Below are 16019 nucleotides of genomic sequence, written 5' to 3' on the forward strand. Positions count from 1 at the left end.
TTTTAAAATATTACAAGATATAGAGTTTACCAAAATTTTATTAAATCAAAATTTAAGTTTATAAATAAAAAGAAATTTAAGTAACAACTTAATCAATATCCATCATTAAAATCTCGTTTTTTATGTTTTTCTTTCTTGTATGATTTTTTAGTTTTTAACTTTTCTAGCAAATTTGCCTCTTTTATAAGTTCATCTTTACTTTTTAAAAGGCTAATTGAACTTGCAAAATTCTCAAGTGCTTTAGTATATGGCTGATCTAAATGTGCTGGTTCAACCTTTTTTAAAACTTCTAAATTTTTAAAAACTCTCGCCTCAAAAAGTTCTTTATCAAAATCCTCTCTTTTTAGTAAATTTATAGCTGATTTTACAAATCTTTCCAAGGCTCTTATATATTTAACTCTTTGTGATTTTTCATCTATTTTTCCCAAAATAAACCTTTTGATTTTTTTAAACTTATATTTTATTTTATATTACTTTAAATTTTAATTATAATGAAAGTTATGCTGTGCTACTAATTTCAATTTTAATGTAAAATATAATTATTATTTTGATATAGCAAAATTTACAGCTTCAATAGCGTGCAGTGTCGTTGTATCAAAAACCAAAGTATCAACATCTTCTTGTTTTATCAGTAGTGGAATTTCAGTGCAACCAAGCACTATGCCATTAGCTCCATTTAAAGCTAAATCTTTTATTATCTTTATGTACTCATCTTTTGATGATTGTTTTATGATACCTTTGCAAAGCTCGTTATATATGATATTATGAACAATATCCCTTTGCTCTTTTGTAGGAATGATAACTTCTATATTAAATTTCTCGTTTAGTATTTTTAGATAAAAATCACCTTCCATGGTAAATTTAGTTCCTAAAAGTCCAACTTTTGTAATTTTCTTTTGGCTAATAGCTCTACCAATAGCTTCTGCAATATGTAAAACATCTATTTTTGCTAAATTTTCTATATCGCTGGCTAATTTATGCATTGTATTTGTGCATATCAAGATAAAATCCGCACCACTATTTTTTAGTTTTTTTGCAATCTCAACCATAATCTTACTTAACTCTTCCCAATTTCCTTGATGTTGCAAAATTTCTATCTCTTCAAAATCTACCGAATGCATAATGCATTTTGCAGAGTGAAGTCCCCCTAATCTCTCTTCTACGGTTTTATTGATAATCTTATAATACTCAAGTGATGATTGCCAACTCATTCCGCCTATTAGCCCTATTATTTTCATATTGCAACTCTCCTTAAAGTATATATTTTAGTTTGTATTGTATTAAATTTAGATTATACCAAATTTTAAAAAATCAGATATAATATTGATATTTTATAATAAGGAAAAATATGAAAAAAGAGACTATAGCAACCCATTATGGGTATAATCAAAAAAATGATATCGGTGCAATGGCAGTTCCAATTTATCTAACAACTGCATTTGACTTTGGAACAAGCGAGCGAGCTGCTGATAGATTTTGCCTTAAAGATTTGGGTCCAATATATTCAAGACTTACAAATCCAACTGTTGATGTTTTAGAAAGTAGACTAGCCAAGTTAGAAGGCGGAAGTGCAGCACTTGCTGTATCAAGCGGTCAAGCAGCAACTTTTACAGCAATCATTAACCTAGCTGGAGCTGGAGATAACATCATAGTTGCAGAAAAAGTTTATGGAGGAACTGCAACTCTTACAATGCATAGTTTAAAAAGGTTTGGCATTGAAGCAAGGCTTTTTGATAGTGAAAATCCTCAGAATTTAAGAGATTTGATAGATGAAAAAACAAAATGTATCTTTTTTGAGACTATTTCAAATCCTCAAATTTCAATCGCAAATATTGATGAGATAGTTAAAATAGCAAAAGAGTTTAATATTGTAACCATAGCTGATAACACAGTTGCAACTCCTATTTTATACAACCCTTTAAAAGATGGTGTTGATGTTGTGGTTCATAGTGCAAGCAAATACATAAGCGGACAAGGACTTAGCATAGCTGGAGCTGTTGTTGCAAGTAAAGAGCTAAACCAAAAACTAAAAGCTAACCCTAGATACGAACACTTTAACACTCCTGATGAGAGTTATCATGGACTAGTTTATGCTGATTTGGTTGATAGTTTTGATATATTTATTTTAAGGGCTAAATTTGGAATTTTAAGAGACTTTGGTATGACTCTTTCTCCATTTAATGCTTTTCAGCTAATTCAAGGACTTGAGACACTTAGCATAAGAGTTAAAAAACACTCTAAAAATGCCAAAAAAGTGGCTAAGTTCTTACAAAATCACCCAAAAGTAAAAAGGGTAATTTACCCAGCACTTAAAGAGCAAAATGGGTATGATATAGTAAAAAGCAAATTTAAAGATGGTATGGCAAGTGGGCTTTTGGCATTTGAACTTGAAGATTTTGAAAGTGCAAAAAAAGTTTCAAACAAGGTAGAAATTTTTTCAGTTGTTGTAAACATAGGCGATACAAAATCAATAATAACCCACCCTGCAAGCACAACTCACTCTCAACTTAGCAAAGAGGAGTTAGAAAATAGTGGAATTTCACAGGGTCTTATAAGACTTAGCATTGGTTTAGAAAATGCAAAAGATTTGATAAAAGATTTAGAACAAGCTTTGGAGGAGATATAATGAATATAGCAAATAACATAGTTGAATTAATTGGCAATACACCATTAATTAAGATAAATAGCTTTTCAAAAAATGCAACAATTTTAGCAAAAGCTGAGTTTATGAACCCATCAGGTTCGGTAAAAGATAGAGCTGCATATGCTATGATAAAAGATGCATTGGATAAAGGGTCAATAGATAAAAACTCAACTTTAATTGAGCCAACAAGTGGAAACACAGGTGTTGGACTTGCAATGGTTTGTGCAAAACTTGGGCTTAAACTTATTTTAACTATGCCAAGCTCTATGAGTATGGAAAGAAGAATGCTTTTAAAAGCCTATGGTGCAAAACTTGTTTTAACTGAGCCTAGTCTTGGAATGCAAGGGGCGGTTGATGAGAGTATAAAACTAAAAAATGAAACTTTAAATTCATTCATACCATCACAATTTGAAAATCCTGCAAACCCAGATATCCATAAAAAAACAACAGCAAGAGAGATTTTAAAAGATACAGATGGCAAGGTTGATATTTTTGTAGCTGGGTTTGGAACTGGTGGAACTATAAGTGGTGTTGGAAAAATTTTAAAAGAGCATAATCCAAATATAAAAATTATAGCAGTTGAACCTGCAAGTTCTCCTTTAGTAAGTGAAGGAAAAGCTGGTCCACATAAAATTCAAGGTATAGGTGCAAATTTCATACCTAAAAACTTTGATAAAAATGCCATAGATGAAGTTATAACCGTAAGCAATGAAGATGCATTTAACACAGCTAGAAAACTTGCAACAGATGAGGGAGTTTTAGTTGGAATTTCAAGTGGGGCAAATGTATTTGCTGCAAATTTAGTAGCCTCTAAAGATGAAAATAAAGATAAAACTATAGTTACAATATTGTGCGATAGTGGTGAAAGATATCTTTCAACAGGACTTTTTGAATAATTTAGTTAGCCTTCTTGGCTAACTAAAAAACATCTGCCTTACCATTATCACAACTATTGCAATTGGGGCAATAAATCTAAGTGTAAAATACCAAATTTCAAATACTTTTTTACTTTTTACATATTGTTTAAAGAAATTTTCAACTTTAATTTTTGGTATAAAAAAGCCAACAAATATCGCACTAAGTATAGAACCAACTGGAAGCATTATATTTGAAGTAAGGTAGTCTAGTATATCAAAAAAGCTTTTTTTGCTAAAAGTCATATAATGTCCATAGCTTGGGTTTAGAGATATTATACAAGATACACTTAATATTAAAATAAAAACCCCTATGACACTCAGTGCTTTTACCCTTGAAATTTTATACTCATTTACAAGATAAAATGTAAAAGGCTCTATCATGGAGATAGCTGAGGTAATTCCTGCAAAAAATAGTGATAAAAAGAATACAAAAGCCAAAATATTTCCAACTATACCAAATTTAGCAAACAAAGTTATAAGCGAGAAAAAGACTAGCCCCGCCCCTTGTTGTGAAGGATCTGCTCCAAACTCAAATATAAATGTAAAAACTATAAGCCCCATCATAATACCAATTAAGATGTTGATTATAACGATATAAAAAGAGCTTGTTATGACATTTGTATCATCATCAAGTGAAGCAGCATATGTTAATATACAGCCAATTCCTAAGCACAATGTAAAAAAAGATAATCCCAAAGCATCTAAAACAGAGTGCATACCAATTTTACTAAAATCAATATAAAATAAAAACTTAAAAGCATCACCAAAACCATTAATACTCATAGAAAATAAAAGCATAGCTAAAAGCATTACAAACAGAGTTGGCATCATATAGATATTTAGTCTTTCAATCCCACTTTTGACCCCTCTTGATACTACAAAAAGCGTTAAAATAAAAGCAATAAAAAAGAAAAACAGACTACCTTTAATATCTCCTAATACAACATTTCCAAAAAATGCTTTTGCTTCATTTATGTCAGCAGGAAGTGGCAAAAAAGATACATAAACATATCTAGCAACCCAGCCAAGAATGACTAAATAAAAAGATAAAACAAGTATTCCGCCAATAGCTAAAAATCCAGCATTTTTCCATCTCTCCTTATTTTTCACAGCTAAAGTTCTATATGCATTTACTGGATCACTTTGACTAAGCCTTCCCATTAAAATTTCGCCTAAAAATATAGCAAAACCAATGGTTAATGTGATTGCCAAATACAAAATTATAAATGCAAAACCACCATTTTGTCCAACAAGTGTTGGAAATTTCCAAGCATTACCAAGTCCAACTGCACCACCTGCAACTGAGAGTATAAAGCCTATTTTTGTAAAATTTTCTTTCATAAAATCAACCTACCAATAAATTAAACATAATTACTATAACAGCGATTATTGAAACATATCTTAAGAAAAAATACCATAGTTTAAACATTTTTTTGCTCATATATTTGTAAAAAAACTCTTCCAAATCTCTTCTATTTAAAATATATCCAACAAAAATTGCTGCAAAAAGTCCACCAAGCGGCATAATTATATTAGAAGCTAGATAATCAAGTATATCAAAAAAGCTTTTTCCGAAAAATGTAAAATACTCTTTTGTATAGCCAATGTAAGATAAAATGCAAATAGTTCCTAAGATATATACAACACTTCCAATTAAAATTAAAGATTTTTTTCTACTAAAACCATATTGATTTATAAGATAAAAAGCAAATGGCTCTATCATAGAAACTGCACTTGTAAGCCCAGCAAAAAACAGCGATATAAAAAATAAAACCGCTAAAATATTTCCCAAAACTCCCAAATTTGAAAAAAGAGTAGTTAATGAGATAAATATAAGCCCCGGACCTTGCTGTGAAGGGTCTGCTCCAAATTCAAATATAAAAGTAAATACTATTAAACCCATCATTAAACCTATGATTACATTTATGATTATAATTGAAATCGTACTTGTTACAAAATTTGTATCATCAGACAAACTTGCTGAGTAAGTTATAATAGAACCAGCACCAATGGAAAGACTAAAAAATGCCATTCCAAGAGCATACAAAACTGAGTTTGTAGTTATAGCTGAAAAATCTGGGAAAAATAGAAATTTAAAAGCATCATTAAATCCACTCATACTAGCAGAATAACAAAGCATTCCAAATAAAATCAAAAATAGAGTTGGCATAATCCAAACATTTAATTTTTCTATACCATTTATAATGCCTTTTGAAACAATAAAAAATGAGATTAAAAAGGTTATAGTAAAGCACAAAATTTGACTTATATAGTCATTAAATAAAAGATTTTCAAATACTTCTTTGCTAGTTTGTATATCTTTTGGCAATGCTGAAAAACTTAGATAAAAATACTTTACTATCCAGCCTATTATTATGCTATAAAATGAAACTATTAAAAGTGCACCAATTGATGTAAATCCAACCATTGACCACGATTTTTTATATTTTGGTGCAAGAGTTTTATATGCATTTATAGGATCTTTTTCACTAGCTTTACCTATATAAAGCTCTGCTAAAAATATAGTAAAACCCACACAAATAGTTAAAATGATATATAAAAGTATAAAAGCAGAACCCCCATTTTGTCCAACCAATGTTGGAAATTTCCATGAATTTCCAAGCCCAACAGCACTTCCTACAACTGCTAAAATAAACCCTATTTTAGAAAATTTACTATTCAAACAAAATCCTTTTAAAATAATTTTACTAATATAAGCATATATTATGCTAACTTTTTTTTTCTAAGTAAAGATATAATGTTATTATATTTATTAATATCTGTACAATGTATTAATAGCAGATCATTTTCTTCAAAAATATATGAACCACCTGGTTTAAAACTCTCGTTATCCCTTTTTATTAAAAGTATTAAAAAATCATCATCTATATCCATTTCAGCAAGGTTATGTCCTATAAATTTAGACCCTTTTGGTATGGTAAATTGCCTTAAGCCTCCATAAAAAATAGGCTTATTTGGAAGATGGAAATTTGGATTATAATTCTCATCTTTTATATCAAAAAACGAAGCAGCCCATCCTAATGTCCCTCCTTGAAACATAACAGAAACCAAAACCATAACAAAAACAATATTAAACATCATATGTGCATTGTTTATGCCTTCTGCTATTGGATATGTTGCAAGAATGATTGGAACAACTCCTCTAAGCCCAACCCAAGATGTAAAAAGTTTCTCTTTATAGTTAAATTTTGAAAAAGCAAGTCCTATAAAAACACTAACTGGTCTTGCAACAAACATTAAAAAAAGAGCTATAACAACACCTATTAGTGCCACTTCTGGAAGATGTGTTGGAAATACTAAGAGTCCTAATGTTAAAAATATTAAAACCTGCATAAGCCATGAAATTCCATCAAAAAAGCCTATTAAATTTCTTTTATGAACAAACTCTCTTTTATTTGTAATAATTCCAGCTGTATAAACAGCTATATAGCCATTTCCACCTAGTTCCTCAGTTATGCCAAATAAAAATATAACCATAGCCATTATAAGAACTGGATACAATCCCCATGCACTAAGCTTTATCTTGTTTATTAAACTTGGCAAAATAACCCCAAAAAGATATCCCAAAAGCCCGCCTATAATAAACTGCAAAGCCAAACTTTTTATCAAATCAGAAGTTTCAGGAAATTTAGGAGCAGCTATAATGCTAATTACAGTCATAGTAAGAAAAATTGCCATAGGGTCGTTACTACCGCTTTCAAATTCTAAAAGTTCGCCTATGTTGTTTTTTAAAACAATTCCTTTTGAACGAAGTATGGCAAAAACAGCAGCAGCATCGGTTGAGCTTATAATACAAGCTAGTAAAAAGCTCTCTAAGAATGTAAAATCTAAAACAAAATATATAAAAAAACTTAAAACAAAAGCGGTAATTAAAACCCCTAAAGTAGCCAAAATAAACCCTGATTTCATTATGGGCTTAATTGCTTTATATGATGTATCAAGCCCTCCAGCAAATAGTATAAATACTAAAGCCACTGTTCCTAAATCACCTGCTAATTTTGCATTATCAAAATCAAGTTTTAAAATTCCATCGCTTCCAGCAAGCATTCCTACTATTAAAAATATCAACAAAGCAGGAATTCCATACTTATCAGATAGTTTACTTGAAAAAACACTAACAATAAAGAGTATGCCTACTATAATAAAATGAGTTGTCAATACTTTCCTTTGTAATGGCCTATAAAATGCTACTAATACAGATATTTTAGTCTTGATATTTTTATCATATGTAGTCTATCAAATACAATATTTATATTGGATTAAAAATTTTGCTTTATTATTAAAATAAAATTATTTTAAATGGAAAAGTATGGATAGTTGTATAGTTTGTGGCAGTGAAAAGCTATTTTTTATAAAAACGAATTTTGGAATCTGCTATCACTGTAAAAACTGCAATTTTATATTTAAAGATAGAAAAGAGATGCTAAGCCTAGATAATGAGTTAAATGTATACAATAACCACAATAACTCTTTTTATGATAAATCCTATGTTGAGTATTTTTATGATTTTTTAAACAAAGCTGTATTTCCTTTTTATAAAGAGGGTAAAACTGCTTTTGATTTTGGAAGTGGTCCAAGCCCAGTATTAGCTACTATCTTAAAAACATATCATAATTTTAATGTAGATATATATGATAAATTTTACTCTCCAAAAAAAGTTTATTTAGGTAAAAAATACTCACTAATCACATCCACAGAGGTTTTAGAACATATAAAAAACCCAATTGAGGCTTTTTTAATATTTAAAAGCCTTATGGATAAAGATAGCATTTTAGCAATTATGACATCATATCATCCAAATTCATATGAGGATTTTAAATCTTGGTACTATATAAGAGATAAAACACATATATCATTTTATTCACTACAAACAATGCAGTATATAGCTGATAAATTTGACCTTGAAATAGTATTTTCAGATAAAAAAAGATACACAACTTTTAAACTAAAAAGTTAATTGCCTAGCTTAACAGCTAAGCAACTATTCCAAGCTTAACTTATTTTATCTTTTTCTTTTAATGCCCTACTTAACATAAGTTGAGCGATAGCTCTTTCTTCTTTTATAAAATGGAAGTTGTTATCAAAATTCTTAAATAAATCTTTCTTTTCGCTTCCTGTGTACCTTATAAATATATCAATCCCAAGTTTCATAGATTTTAAAAGCTCAGCAACAATTTCAAGTTTTTGCTCATTTGCTATTGCTACAATAATAGAATAAGCATTATCAATGCCTGCTTCTTTTAGAGTTTGTTTATCTATTATATTTCCTAGATACACATTCTCTCCTCTACTTCTTCCAAGTTCAACCAAGCTAAGATCACTCTCAAGAACAACATATTTTAAATTTTTCTGCTTTAACTCTTGGACGATCATCTGCCCAAGTCTACCATATCCAGCTATTATAAAGTGATCTTTTATAGTTTGAGGTTGTATATACACATCTTCGTTTTCAGTTGGCATTTCGTTTTCAAATTTGTTAGCTATTCTATTTAAATTATTTAATATAAATGGGGTTAAAAACATAGATATAACAATAACAGCTATTAAAATCCCACTAGTTTCTCTATCTAATAAATCTTTTGTGCCCATAAGAGCTAAAATAGCAAGTGCAAACTCACCAACCTGACATAGAGATAGCGATGTTTTAATGGCTATCCTTCTTCTTACTTGAAATTTAATAATTACATAAACCACAACTGCTTTTAAAGTCATAACCCCTATTAGTAAAAATAAAACTAACCCCCAATTGTTAGCTATAATCTCAAAATCAATTTGCATACCAATAGTTATAAAAAACAGTCCTAAAAGAATATCTCTAAATGGAATCAAATCCGCTTCAATAGCATGTTTATGGCTAGTTTCTGCTATTAGCATTCCTGCTATAAATGCACCAAGAGAGTATGAAAATCCAAAAGAGTGAGATAAAAAGCTAGAGCCTATAACTATAAACAAAACAGAAGCTATAAAAATTTCATGAGAATCGGTCTTTAAAATAGTATGAAAAAAACTATTAAAAACATATTTTCCTATAAAAAAGAGCAACGATACAACAATAACAACACTAACTAATGTTTTTAAAACAAGTATCTCGATCTCTACATCGCCAGATGATGCGAAAAAATCAACCATTAAAAGTATAGGAATAACTGCTAAATCCTGAAATAAAAGTATGCCAAGTGTCTTTTTTCCATAAGCTTGACTTATTTTACCAGTATCATTTAAAATTTTAAGAACAATGGCAGTTGAAGAAAGGGCTAATGAGCAAGCTATAATTATACTAATCTCTAAGCTCATAGTATCAAATGCCCTAAGCACAAGCAGTGTTATGAAAGCCGAGGTTATTAAAAACTGTAACCCACCATTGATAAAAACCTCTTTTTTCATACTCATTAGATGTTTAAAGCTAAACTCAAGCCCTATAGTAAACATTAAAAACACTATACCAAACTCAGCAACATGGGCTATCTCTTCTCTATTTCCCATATCATACATATGAGAAATAGCTATACCTGTTACGATATATCCTATAATAGTTGGTATATCAAATAGTTTAAATATAACATTTAAAACAATAGCAAGGGCGGTTATAACTAAGAAAATTTCTAAAAACAGTTCCACTAATTAGCCTTACTGTCATCATAAAAAATTAAATCAAAATTAGTTCTTCTTTTTACTAGTGATCTTTTTGTTGAGCTTTGATTTAATTTTGATAGCTCCTCCTTTAATTCGTCAATCTCTCTTATATGCTCCTCTATCTGCTCTTTAAGTTGTAAAATCACATCAACACCAGCTAAGTTTACACCTAAATCTCTTGTTAGTCTTAAAATCATCTTAATTCTATCAACATCTTTTTGAGAATATAGTCTCATCCTACCTTCGGTTCTACCAGGTTCAACAAGACCCTCTCTTTCATATTGTCTTAATGTTTGTGGATGAATTTCTAAAACTTTAGCAACTACACTTATCAAATAAACGGGTTCTTCATAATTTTTCAATTTTAATCCTTTTTATAATTTTTCTTTAAGAATTTTAACTAGCTCACTGTCAAGTTCTTTAATATCTGGAAGTACTACATTCGTTTTTAAATACAAATCGCCATAGATTTTTGTTTTTCTGTTTTGAATCCCATACCCTTTTAATCTAATTCTTTGTCCATTTTTTGTATTTGGTACGATTTTGATATTTACATCTTTTTTATATGTATCTACACCAATAGTTCCACCAAACCAAGCGGTTTTCAAAGGTATATCAATATCTTTATAAAGATCATCTCCATCTGCTGTATAAACACTACTTGGCTCAACAACTATATTAAGCATTATATCACCAACTTCACTACTTTGTTGTGATTTTTTTCCTTTTCCTTTAATGCGCAACTTTTCACCATCTCTAATGCCAGCTGGAATTTTAATTTTAATTCTTTGGCCACTTATATTTATCTCTTTTTCACCGCCAAGTACTGCAAAATCAAAATCAATAGATAGTCTTGCATTTATGTCTAAATTTTCAGAAAATCCACCAAATCCTGTAGAGAAACCTCCGCTACTAAAGCCACCGCTACTAAAGCCACCACCAAAAATACTCCTAAGGATATCGTTTAAATCCCCCATACTTTGTGTATTTCTAGCAAAGTCTTCAAAATTTTGACCACCAAACATGCTATCTCCGTGCATATCGTATTGTCTTCTTTTGTTTTCATCGCTTAAAATTTCATATGCACCATTAATCTCTTTAAATTTAGCTTCTGCTTCTGGTTCTTTGTTGATATCTGGGTGGTATTTTCTTGCAAGTCTTCTATACGCTTTTTTTATCTCATCAGTACTTGCATCTTTGCTTACACCCAAAGTTTCATATAGACTATCACTCATCTTTAAATTCCTTAAATTTTATAATTATTATATTAATATTTTTAAGTTATATTATATCAAAAACTTTAGTCTATGTCAATCAACTTATAGTTTTTTATAGTTATATTTCTGTTAAAAAAATATTAAGTAGCTTGACTTATAATTTTTTTAAATACATCTAAGGAGTTTAAATTGAAAAAATCAATTATTATTTCTGCAATTGTTGCAACTTCTCTTTTTTCTGCAAATATAAATTTTCAAAATGCAGATGATAACTATAAAAGAATAAACCCTGAGTTTAGTGATAGAACTATATTATCTTATCATAGCTCAGTTAGTGAAGCTAAAAAATCGGTTGTTAATATCTCAACTACAAAAAATATAAAAACCCCTCAAGGAAATATAAACGAGTTTTTTGACGACCCGTTTTTTAAACAGTTCTTTGGATTTAATTTTGGAATTCCACAAGAAAAAACTAGACAACTTAGCTCTCTTGGTTCAGGTGTAATAATCTCAAAAGATGGTTATATAGTTACAAACAACCATGTTGTAGAAGATGCTGATAAAATTACAGTTACTCTAGCTGATAGCAACAAAGAGTATGAAGCAAAAATAATAGGCAGTGACCCTAAAACTGATATAGCTATAATTAAAATTGAAAAAAAGGGTTTGGATGAGATTAAATTTGCCGATTCTAGTATACTTCTTGAAGGAGATATAGTCTTTGCTATAGGAAATCCTTTTGGCGTTGGAAGCACAATCACACAAGGTATAGTTTCAGCTTTAAATAAAAGCAATATTGGGCTTAATCAATATGAAAATTTCATCCAAACAGACGCTTCAATAAACCCTGGAAATTCAGGCGGTGCGTTAGTTGATAGTCGTGGTGCGTTAGTTGGTATAAACTCAGCCATTTTAAGTAGAGGTGGTGGAAACAATGGGATAGGCTTTGCCATACCATCGAACATGGTAAAAGATATAGCACAAAAACTAATAACTGACGGTAAAATAGAAAGAGGTTATATAGGTGTTATGATATCAGATCTTACAAATGATCAAAAAGTTGTTTATAAAAATGAACAAGGTGCACTTGTTGTAAGTGTAGAAAGTGGCTTACCAGCGGATAAAGCGGGCCTAAAAAGAGGTGATTTAATCATAAAAGCCAATGATAAAGATATTAAATCATCAAATGAGCTTAAAAATTTAATAGGCTCATTAAAACCTGGAACTAAGTTAAAAATTACCTATGAAAGAGGTGGAAAAACAGCTAAAACAGAGCTAGAGCTTGCAAATATGGACAAATCTTTTAGTGCAACAAGCTCAAGCTATAACAATGCCCTTAAGGGATTAAGTGTAAAAGAGATAACAAGCGATATTAGACAAAAATATAATATGAATCCTGAGTTAAAAGGTGTTATAGTTACTGATGTTGAGGTCAATTCCAAAGCCTATGAAGCGGGATTTATGATAAATGATATTATAATACAAGTTGGTGATAAAGAGATTTCAAATATAGCTGAACTAAATAAAGCTATAAAAGAAAATAAAGATGAAAAAATGTTAGTATGGGTTATGAGGCGCGGAGTTCCTCAAGGACTTGTTATAAAATAAACCCTTTAGGCTACCAAACTAGGTAGCCTCCCTTCTTTTTTATTGAAATAAAACTACCAATTTGATATAATCATCTAAATTTAAGGAATTGATATGAAAAAAATTTTAATGATAGAAGATGATTTAGAACTTGCTGAAATTTTAACTGAATTTTTAGAACAATATGATATGCAAATAACAGTATCTGATGATCCGTTTCTAGGAATTTCTAAAGTAAATTTAGAAGATTATAATTTAGTAATTTTAGACCTTACTCTTCCTGGGCTTGACGGGCTTGAAGTGTGCAAAGAGATAAGAAAAACAAACAATGTTCCTATCATAATATCTTCAGCAAGACATGATTTAACTGATAAGATAAATGCTTTTGATTTTGGTGCTGATGATTACTTACCAAAACCATATAATCCTCAAGAGCTTCTTGCTAGGATAAGAAGCCTAATAAGAAGAAATCAAGGTATGGAACAAAATACAGCTAAAGACTCTAAAGCAGATAATAAAAATAAAGATTTAGTTTTAAATGAATTTGAACATATTATCACTTTAAAAGGCAAGCCTCTAAATTTAACAGTAGCTGAATATGACATATTAAGCTATTTGATTAAAAAAGAGGGCGGTGCAATATCAAGAGAAGAGTTAATATATAATTGTGATGCGATAAGCGAAGATTCAACAAATAAAAGCATAGATGTTATAATAGGAAGGATAAGAAACAAGCTTGGAGAAAATCCAAAAAATCCAAAATATATTCACGCTATAAGAGGTGTTGGATATAAGCTAATGCAATGAGAAAATCATCTATATTTTACACCATAACTTTTATTTTTATACTAGCCATAACTAGCATATCTTTAGCTTTTTTATGGCTTATGAGTTATGACAAACAAAACTATACAAAAGAGTTAAATACAAAATACTCAATAGTTTCTCGTGCAACTCTTTTCAAAATGGCAAATCTTATTGACGATAGTGAATACAGTATGCAAGTAAGAAATTTTAACATGCCTGAAGTTAGTGATAAAGATAAAAAAGAAGAAATCATTGCTGGTGCTACTATAGTTGAGGAAATTAATGCCGATATAGGTTCATCTGCTATATTGTTTTATAAAAAAAGTCATTATTTAAGAATTCGTCATTTAGATAGCATACTTCTTCTTAAAGATGCAGAATATCAGCCATATAGATATGATATAATCAAATTTATATTTGGACTAGTTGCTTTGATTATACTTTTAACCTATCTATTTATAATACGCAAAATTAAACCTTTAAGAAAAATAAAAAGGCAGATTAATAAATTTGCCAATGGGGATTTAGATATAGCAAAAATAAGCACAGGAAATGATGAGATAAGCGAAGTTGGTGAGGCATTCTATAATGCAGTTATGGAGATAAAAAAATTAAACGAATCAAGACAACTCTTTTTAAGAAATATTATGCATGAGCTTAAAACTCCAATTACAAAAGGTATGATTACAGTTGAAATGATAGAACAAACTAAAAATAGAGATAGGCTAATATCTGTTTTTGAAAAACTAGAGGATCTTATAAATGAGTTTGCAGCAGTTGAGCGTGCTACTGCTGGTATAACCCTAACTGATACGAGCAAATGTAAAATTAGTACTCTTATTGAAAAAGCTATAGAAATAGCAATGATCGAACGAAAAAATGTAAAAGTAAATATAGAAAATGATATTGAAATTTATGCTGAAGAAAAGATGTTTTCAGTGGCTATAAAAAATATTATTGATAACGGAATGAAGTATTCTGCCAATAAAAAAATAGAAATCGTCGTAGATAAAAACAAAATAGACTTTATAACACCGGGAAAACCAATGGAACAAGAGCTAAGCGTTTACATAGAGCCATTTTCAAAAGGAAAAAATGCAAAAAATAGCTTTGGACTTGGTCTATATATAGTTGATAACATATTAAAATCGCATAACCTAACACTATCATACCGATATGAAAATGAAAAAAATATATTTAGTTTTGAAAATTTAGAAAAAATAACTGTAAAAAAAGAGTATGAGTAAATATTATAATTCATACAGAAATCAAACTAACTTCTGTATGAATAAGATGCGCGTTTGATTATTTTTTTTATTTCATCTAAAAGAGTTAATGAAGCCTGTATTTCATCTCTTTGTTTTGAAATGCTTTCAACATTTGCACCGACACTAATGCCTTTTGATAAAGAGTACTTGTAAATAAAATTAAAAAATTCTAAACTTAAATTTATAGATGTTTGAATCATATCATTGGAATCTATTAATTTTTTTTCAAATCTATCTTCAACAAAAATTCCAAGCCATTTTATAAAATCAAGTGTCTTTTTACTTCCACAAGGGATAAATGTAAAAATTATCGGAATATTTGCAAAATTTGTTTGAGCATAATCATCAATAAATTTTTTAGCATTTTCTACATTATAAATAGCTTGAGATATAAAAAATTTACAACCATTTTTACTTTTTTCTATCATTCTAATATGTTCATCTTTTTTTATAACATGTCTTTCAGGTATACAAATACCTCCCAAAACCGAATTAAAGTTAGAATTTTTAGTTAGCCTATAAGCCTCATCCAAAGTCAGTTTAGGAACTACCTTTGAGGAGCTTGAGCCAACAAAGACATATATATAATCTTTTTCTTTTTGCAAAAAATCATAAAAAGTGGCTGTATCATATTTTGATACAGCCTTATATATTATAGGCTCAATGCTGGTGTGTAAAAAATCTTCATAGTACTTTTGCGGATCCAATGTCTGCACAAAATCAAAAATTCTTTCGCTACTATTTCTACTTTTTTCATCTTGTAAATCATATATAATAATACCATCAACTCCGATTTCTTCAAACCTTTGCTTATGTATTTTGCCAATCCTTTCATATTCACTGTTTGGCAAATTCATCCTTGGAGGAGTGATTCCATAGAGTAAAATTCCTGGTTCATTATTTAAAATTTTATCTTTTAGCATAA

At 29.5% G+C, this 16019-nt stretch carries 15 protein-coding genes; 6 read left to right on the forward strand and 9 right to left on the reverse strand.

Annotated elements, in window-relative coordinates; all coding sequences use genetic code 11:
* Window positions 1–92: 92 nt before the first annotated feature.
* Both CBLAS_RS05560 and CBLAS_RS05565 read right to left on the reverse strand, forming a co-directional pair.
* Window positions 93–428: a hypothetical protein gene (locus CBLAS_RS05560; protein ID WP_106871697.1), complete on the reverse strand. Its 336-nt coding sequence runs from the start codon at window positions 426–428 to the stop codon at window positions 93–95.
* A gap of 114 nt (window positions 429–542) precedes the next feature.
* Window positions 543–1238 carry an aspartate/glutamate racemase family protein gene (locus CBLAS_RS05565; RefSeq protein ID WP_106871699.1) on the reverse strand — a complete coding sequence of 232 codons (696 nt, stop codon included), beginning with the start codon at window positions 1236–1238 and terminating at the stop codon, window positions 543–545.
* Between the two features lie 110 nt (window positions 1239–1348).
* On the opposite strand from CBLAS_RS05565, the gene CBLAS_RS05570 reads away from it, so the two are divergent.
* Window positions 1349–2626: an O-acetylhomoserine aminocarboxypropyltransferase/cysteine synthase family protein gene (locus tag CBLAS_RS05570; RefSeq protein ID WP_106871701.1), complete on the forward strand. Its 1278-nt coding sequence runs from the start codon at window positions 1349–1351 to the stop codon at window positions 2624–2626.
* A complete protein-coding gene (gene cysK, locus CBLAS_RS05575) occupies window positions 2626–3540 on the forward strand; it encodes a cysteine synthase A (protein WP_106871702.1) in 915 nt (304 codons plus the stop codon). The genes CBLAS_RS05570 and cysK overlap by 1 nt, the downstream gene beginning before the upstream one ends.
* An 18-nt stretch (window positions 3541–3558) precedes the next feature.
* Here cysK and CBLAS_RS05580 read toward each other — a convergent pair whose 3' ends face one another.
* Genes CBLAS_RS05580 through CBLAS_RS05590 form a run of 3 tightly spaced genes read right to left on the reverse strand, consistent with a single transcriptional unit; the run spans window position 3559 to window position 7740 of the window.
* Window positions 3559–4902: a sodium-dependent transporter gene (locus CBLAS_RS05580; protein ID WP_106871704.1), complete on the reverse strand. Its 1344-nt coding sequence runs from the start codon at window positions 4900–4902 to the stop codon at window positions 3559–3561.
* Between the two features lie 4 nt (window positions 4903–4906).
* Window positions 4907–6244, reverse strand: a complete 1338-nt coding sequence (locus CBLAS_RS05585) for a sodium-dependent transporter (protein ID WP_106871706.1) — start codon at window positions 6242–6244, stop codon at window positions 4907–4909.
* Window positions 6245–6285: 41 nt separating this feature from the next.
* Window positions 6286–7740, reverse strand: coding sequence for a potassium/proton antiporter (locus CBLAS_RS05590; protein WP_106871708.1), 1455 nt, complete (start codon window positions 7738–7740; stop codon window positions 6286–6288).
* A 151-nt stretch (window positions 7741–7891) separates the two neighbouring features.
* Between CBLAS_RS05590 and CBLAS_RS05595 the strand changes: the two genes are divergently transcribed.
* Window positions 7892–8539, forward strand: a complete 648-nt coding sequence (locus CBLAS_RS05595; RefSeq protein WP_106871710.1) for a class I SAM-dependent methyltransferase — start codon at window positions 7892–7894, stop codon at window positions 8537–8539.
* A 35-nt stretch (window positions 8540–8574) separates the two neighbouring features.
* On the opposite strand, the gene CBLAS_RS05600 is transcribed toward CBLAS_RS05595, so the two are convergent.
* Genes CBLAS_RS05600 through CBLAS_RS05610 form a run of 3 tightly spaced genes read right to left on the reverse strand, consistent with a single transcriptional unit; the run spans window position 8575 to window position 11450 of the window.
* Window positions 8575–10200 (reverse strand): cation:proton antiporter, encoded by a 1626-nt coding sequence (locus tag CBLAS_RS05600; RefSeq protein ID WP_106871712.1) that lies wholly within the window; start codon window positions 10198–10200, stop codon window positions 8575–8577.
* Window positions 10200–10577 carry a heat shock protein transcriptional repressor HspR gene (locus CBLAS_RS05605; RefSeq protein WP_106871714.1) on the reverse strand — a complete coding sequence of 126 codons (378 nt, stop codon included), beginning with the start codon at window positions 10575–10577 and terminating at the stop codon, window positions 10200–10202. Before CBLAS_RS05605 ends, CBLAS_RS05600 begins: the two co-directional genes overlap by 1 nt.
* A gap of 12 nt (window positions 10578–10589) precedes the next feature.
* Window positions 10590–11450 carry a DnaJ C-terminal domain-containing protein gene (locus tag CBLAS_RS05610; protein ID WP_106871716.1) on the reverse strand — a complete coding sequence of 287 codons (861 nt, stop codon included), beginning with the start codon at window positions 11448–11450 and terminating at the stop codon, window positions 10590–10592.
* Window positions 11451–11621: 171 nt separating this feature from the next.
* On the opposite strand from CBLAS_RS05610, the gene CBLAS_RS05615 reads away from it, so the two are divergent.
* The 3 genes from CBLAS_RS05615 (at window position 11622) to CBLAS_RS05625 (ending at window position 15073) form a co-directional block, all read left to right on the forward strand.
* Complete coding sequence (locus tag CBLAS_RS05615) at window positions 11622–13040, forward strand: Do family serine endopeptidase (RefSeq protein ID WP_106871718.1); 1419 nt, start codon at window positions 11622–11624, stop codon at window positions 13038–13040.
* A 93-nt stretch (window positions 13041–13133) separates the two neighbouring features.
* A complete protein-coding gene (locus CBLAS_RS05620) occupies window positions 13134–13826 on the forward strand; it encodes a response regulator transcription factor (RefSeq protein WP_106871720.1) in 693 nt (230 codons plus the stop codon).
* Window positions 13823–15073, forward strand: a complete 1251-nt coding sequence (locus CBLAS_RS05625; protein WP_106871722.1) for an ArsS family sensor histidine kinase — start codon at window positions 13823–13825, stop codon at window positions 15071–15073. The genes CBLAS_RS05620 and CBLAS_RS05625 overlap by 4 nt, the downstream gene beginning before the upstream one ends.
* 26 nt (window positions 15074–15099) lie before the next feature.
* Here the strand turns inward: CBLAS_RS05625 and CBLAS_RS05630 are convergent, their stop codons facing one another.
* A complete protein-coding gene (locus CBLAS_RS05630) occupies window positions 15100–16017 on the reverse strand; it encodes a methylenetetrahydrofolate reductase (protein WP_106871724.1) in 918 nt (305 codons plus the stop codon).
* Between the last annotated feature and the right edge of the window lie 2 nt (window positions 16018–16019).

It is taken from the genome of Campylobacter blaseri, assembly GCF_013201895.1.
GTDB lineage: Bacteria > Campylobacterota > Campylobacteria > Campylobacterales > Campylobacteraceae > Campylobacter_B > Campylobacter_B blaseri.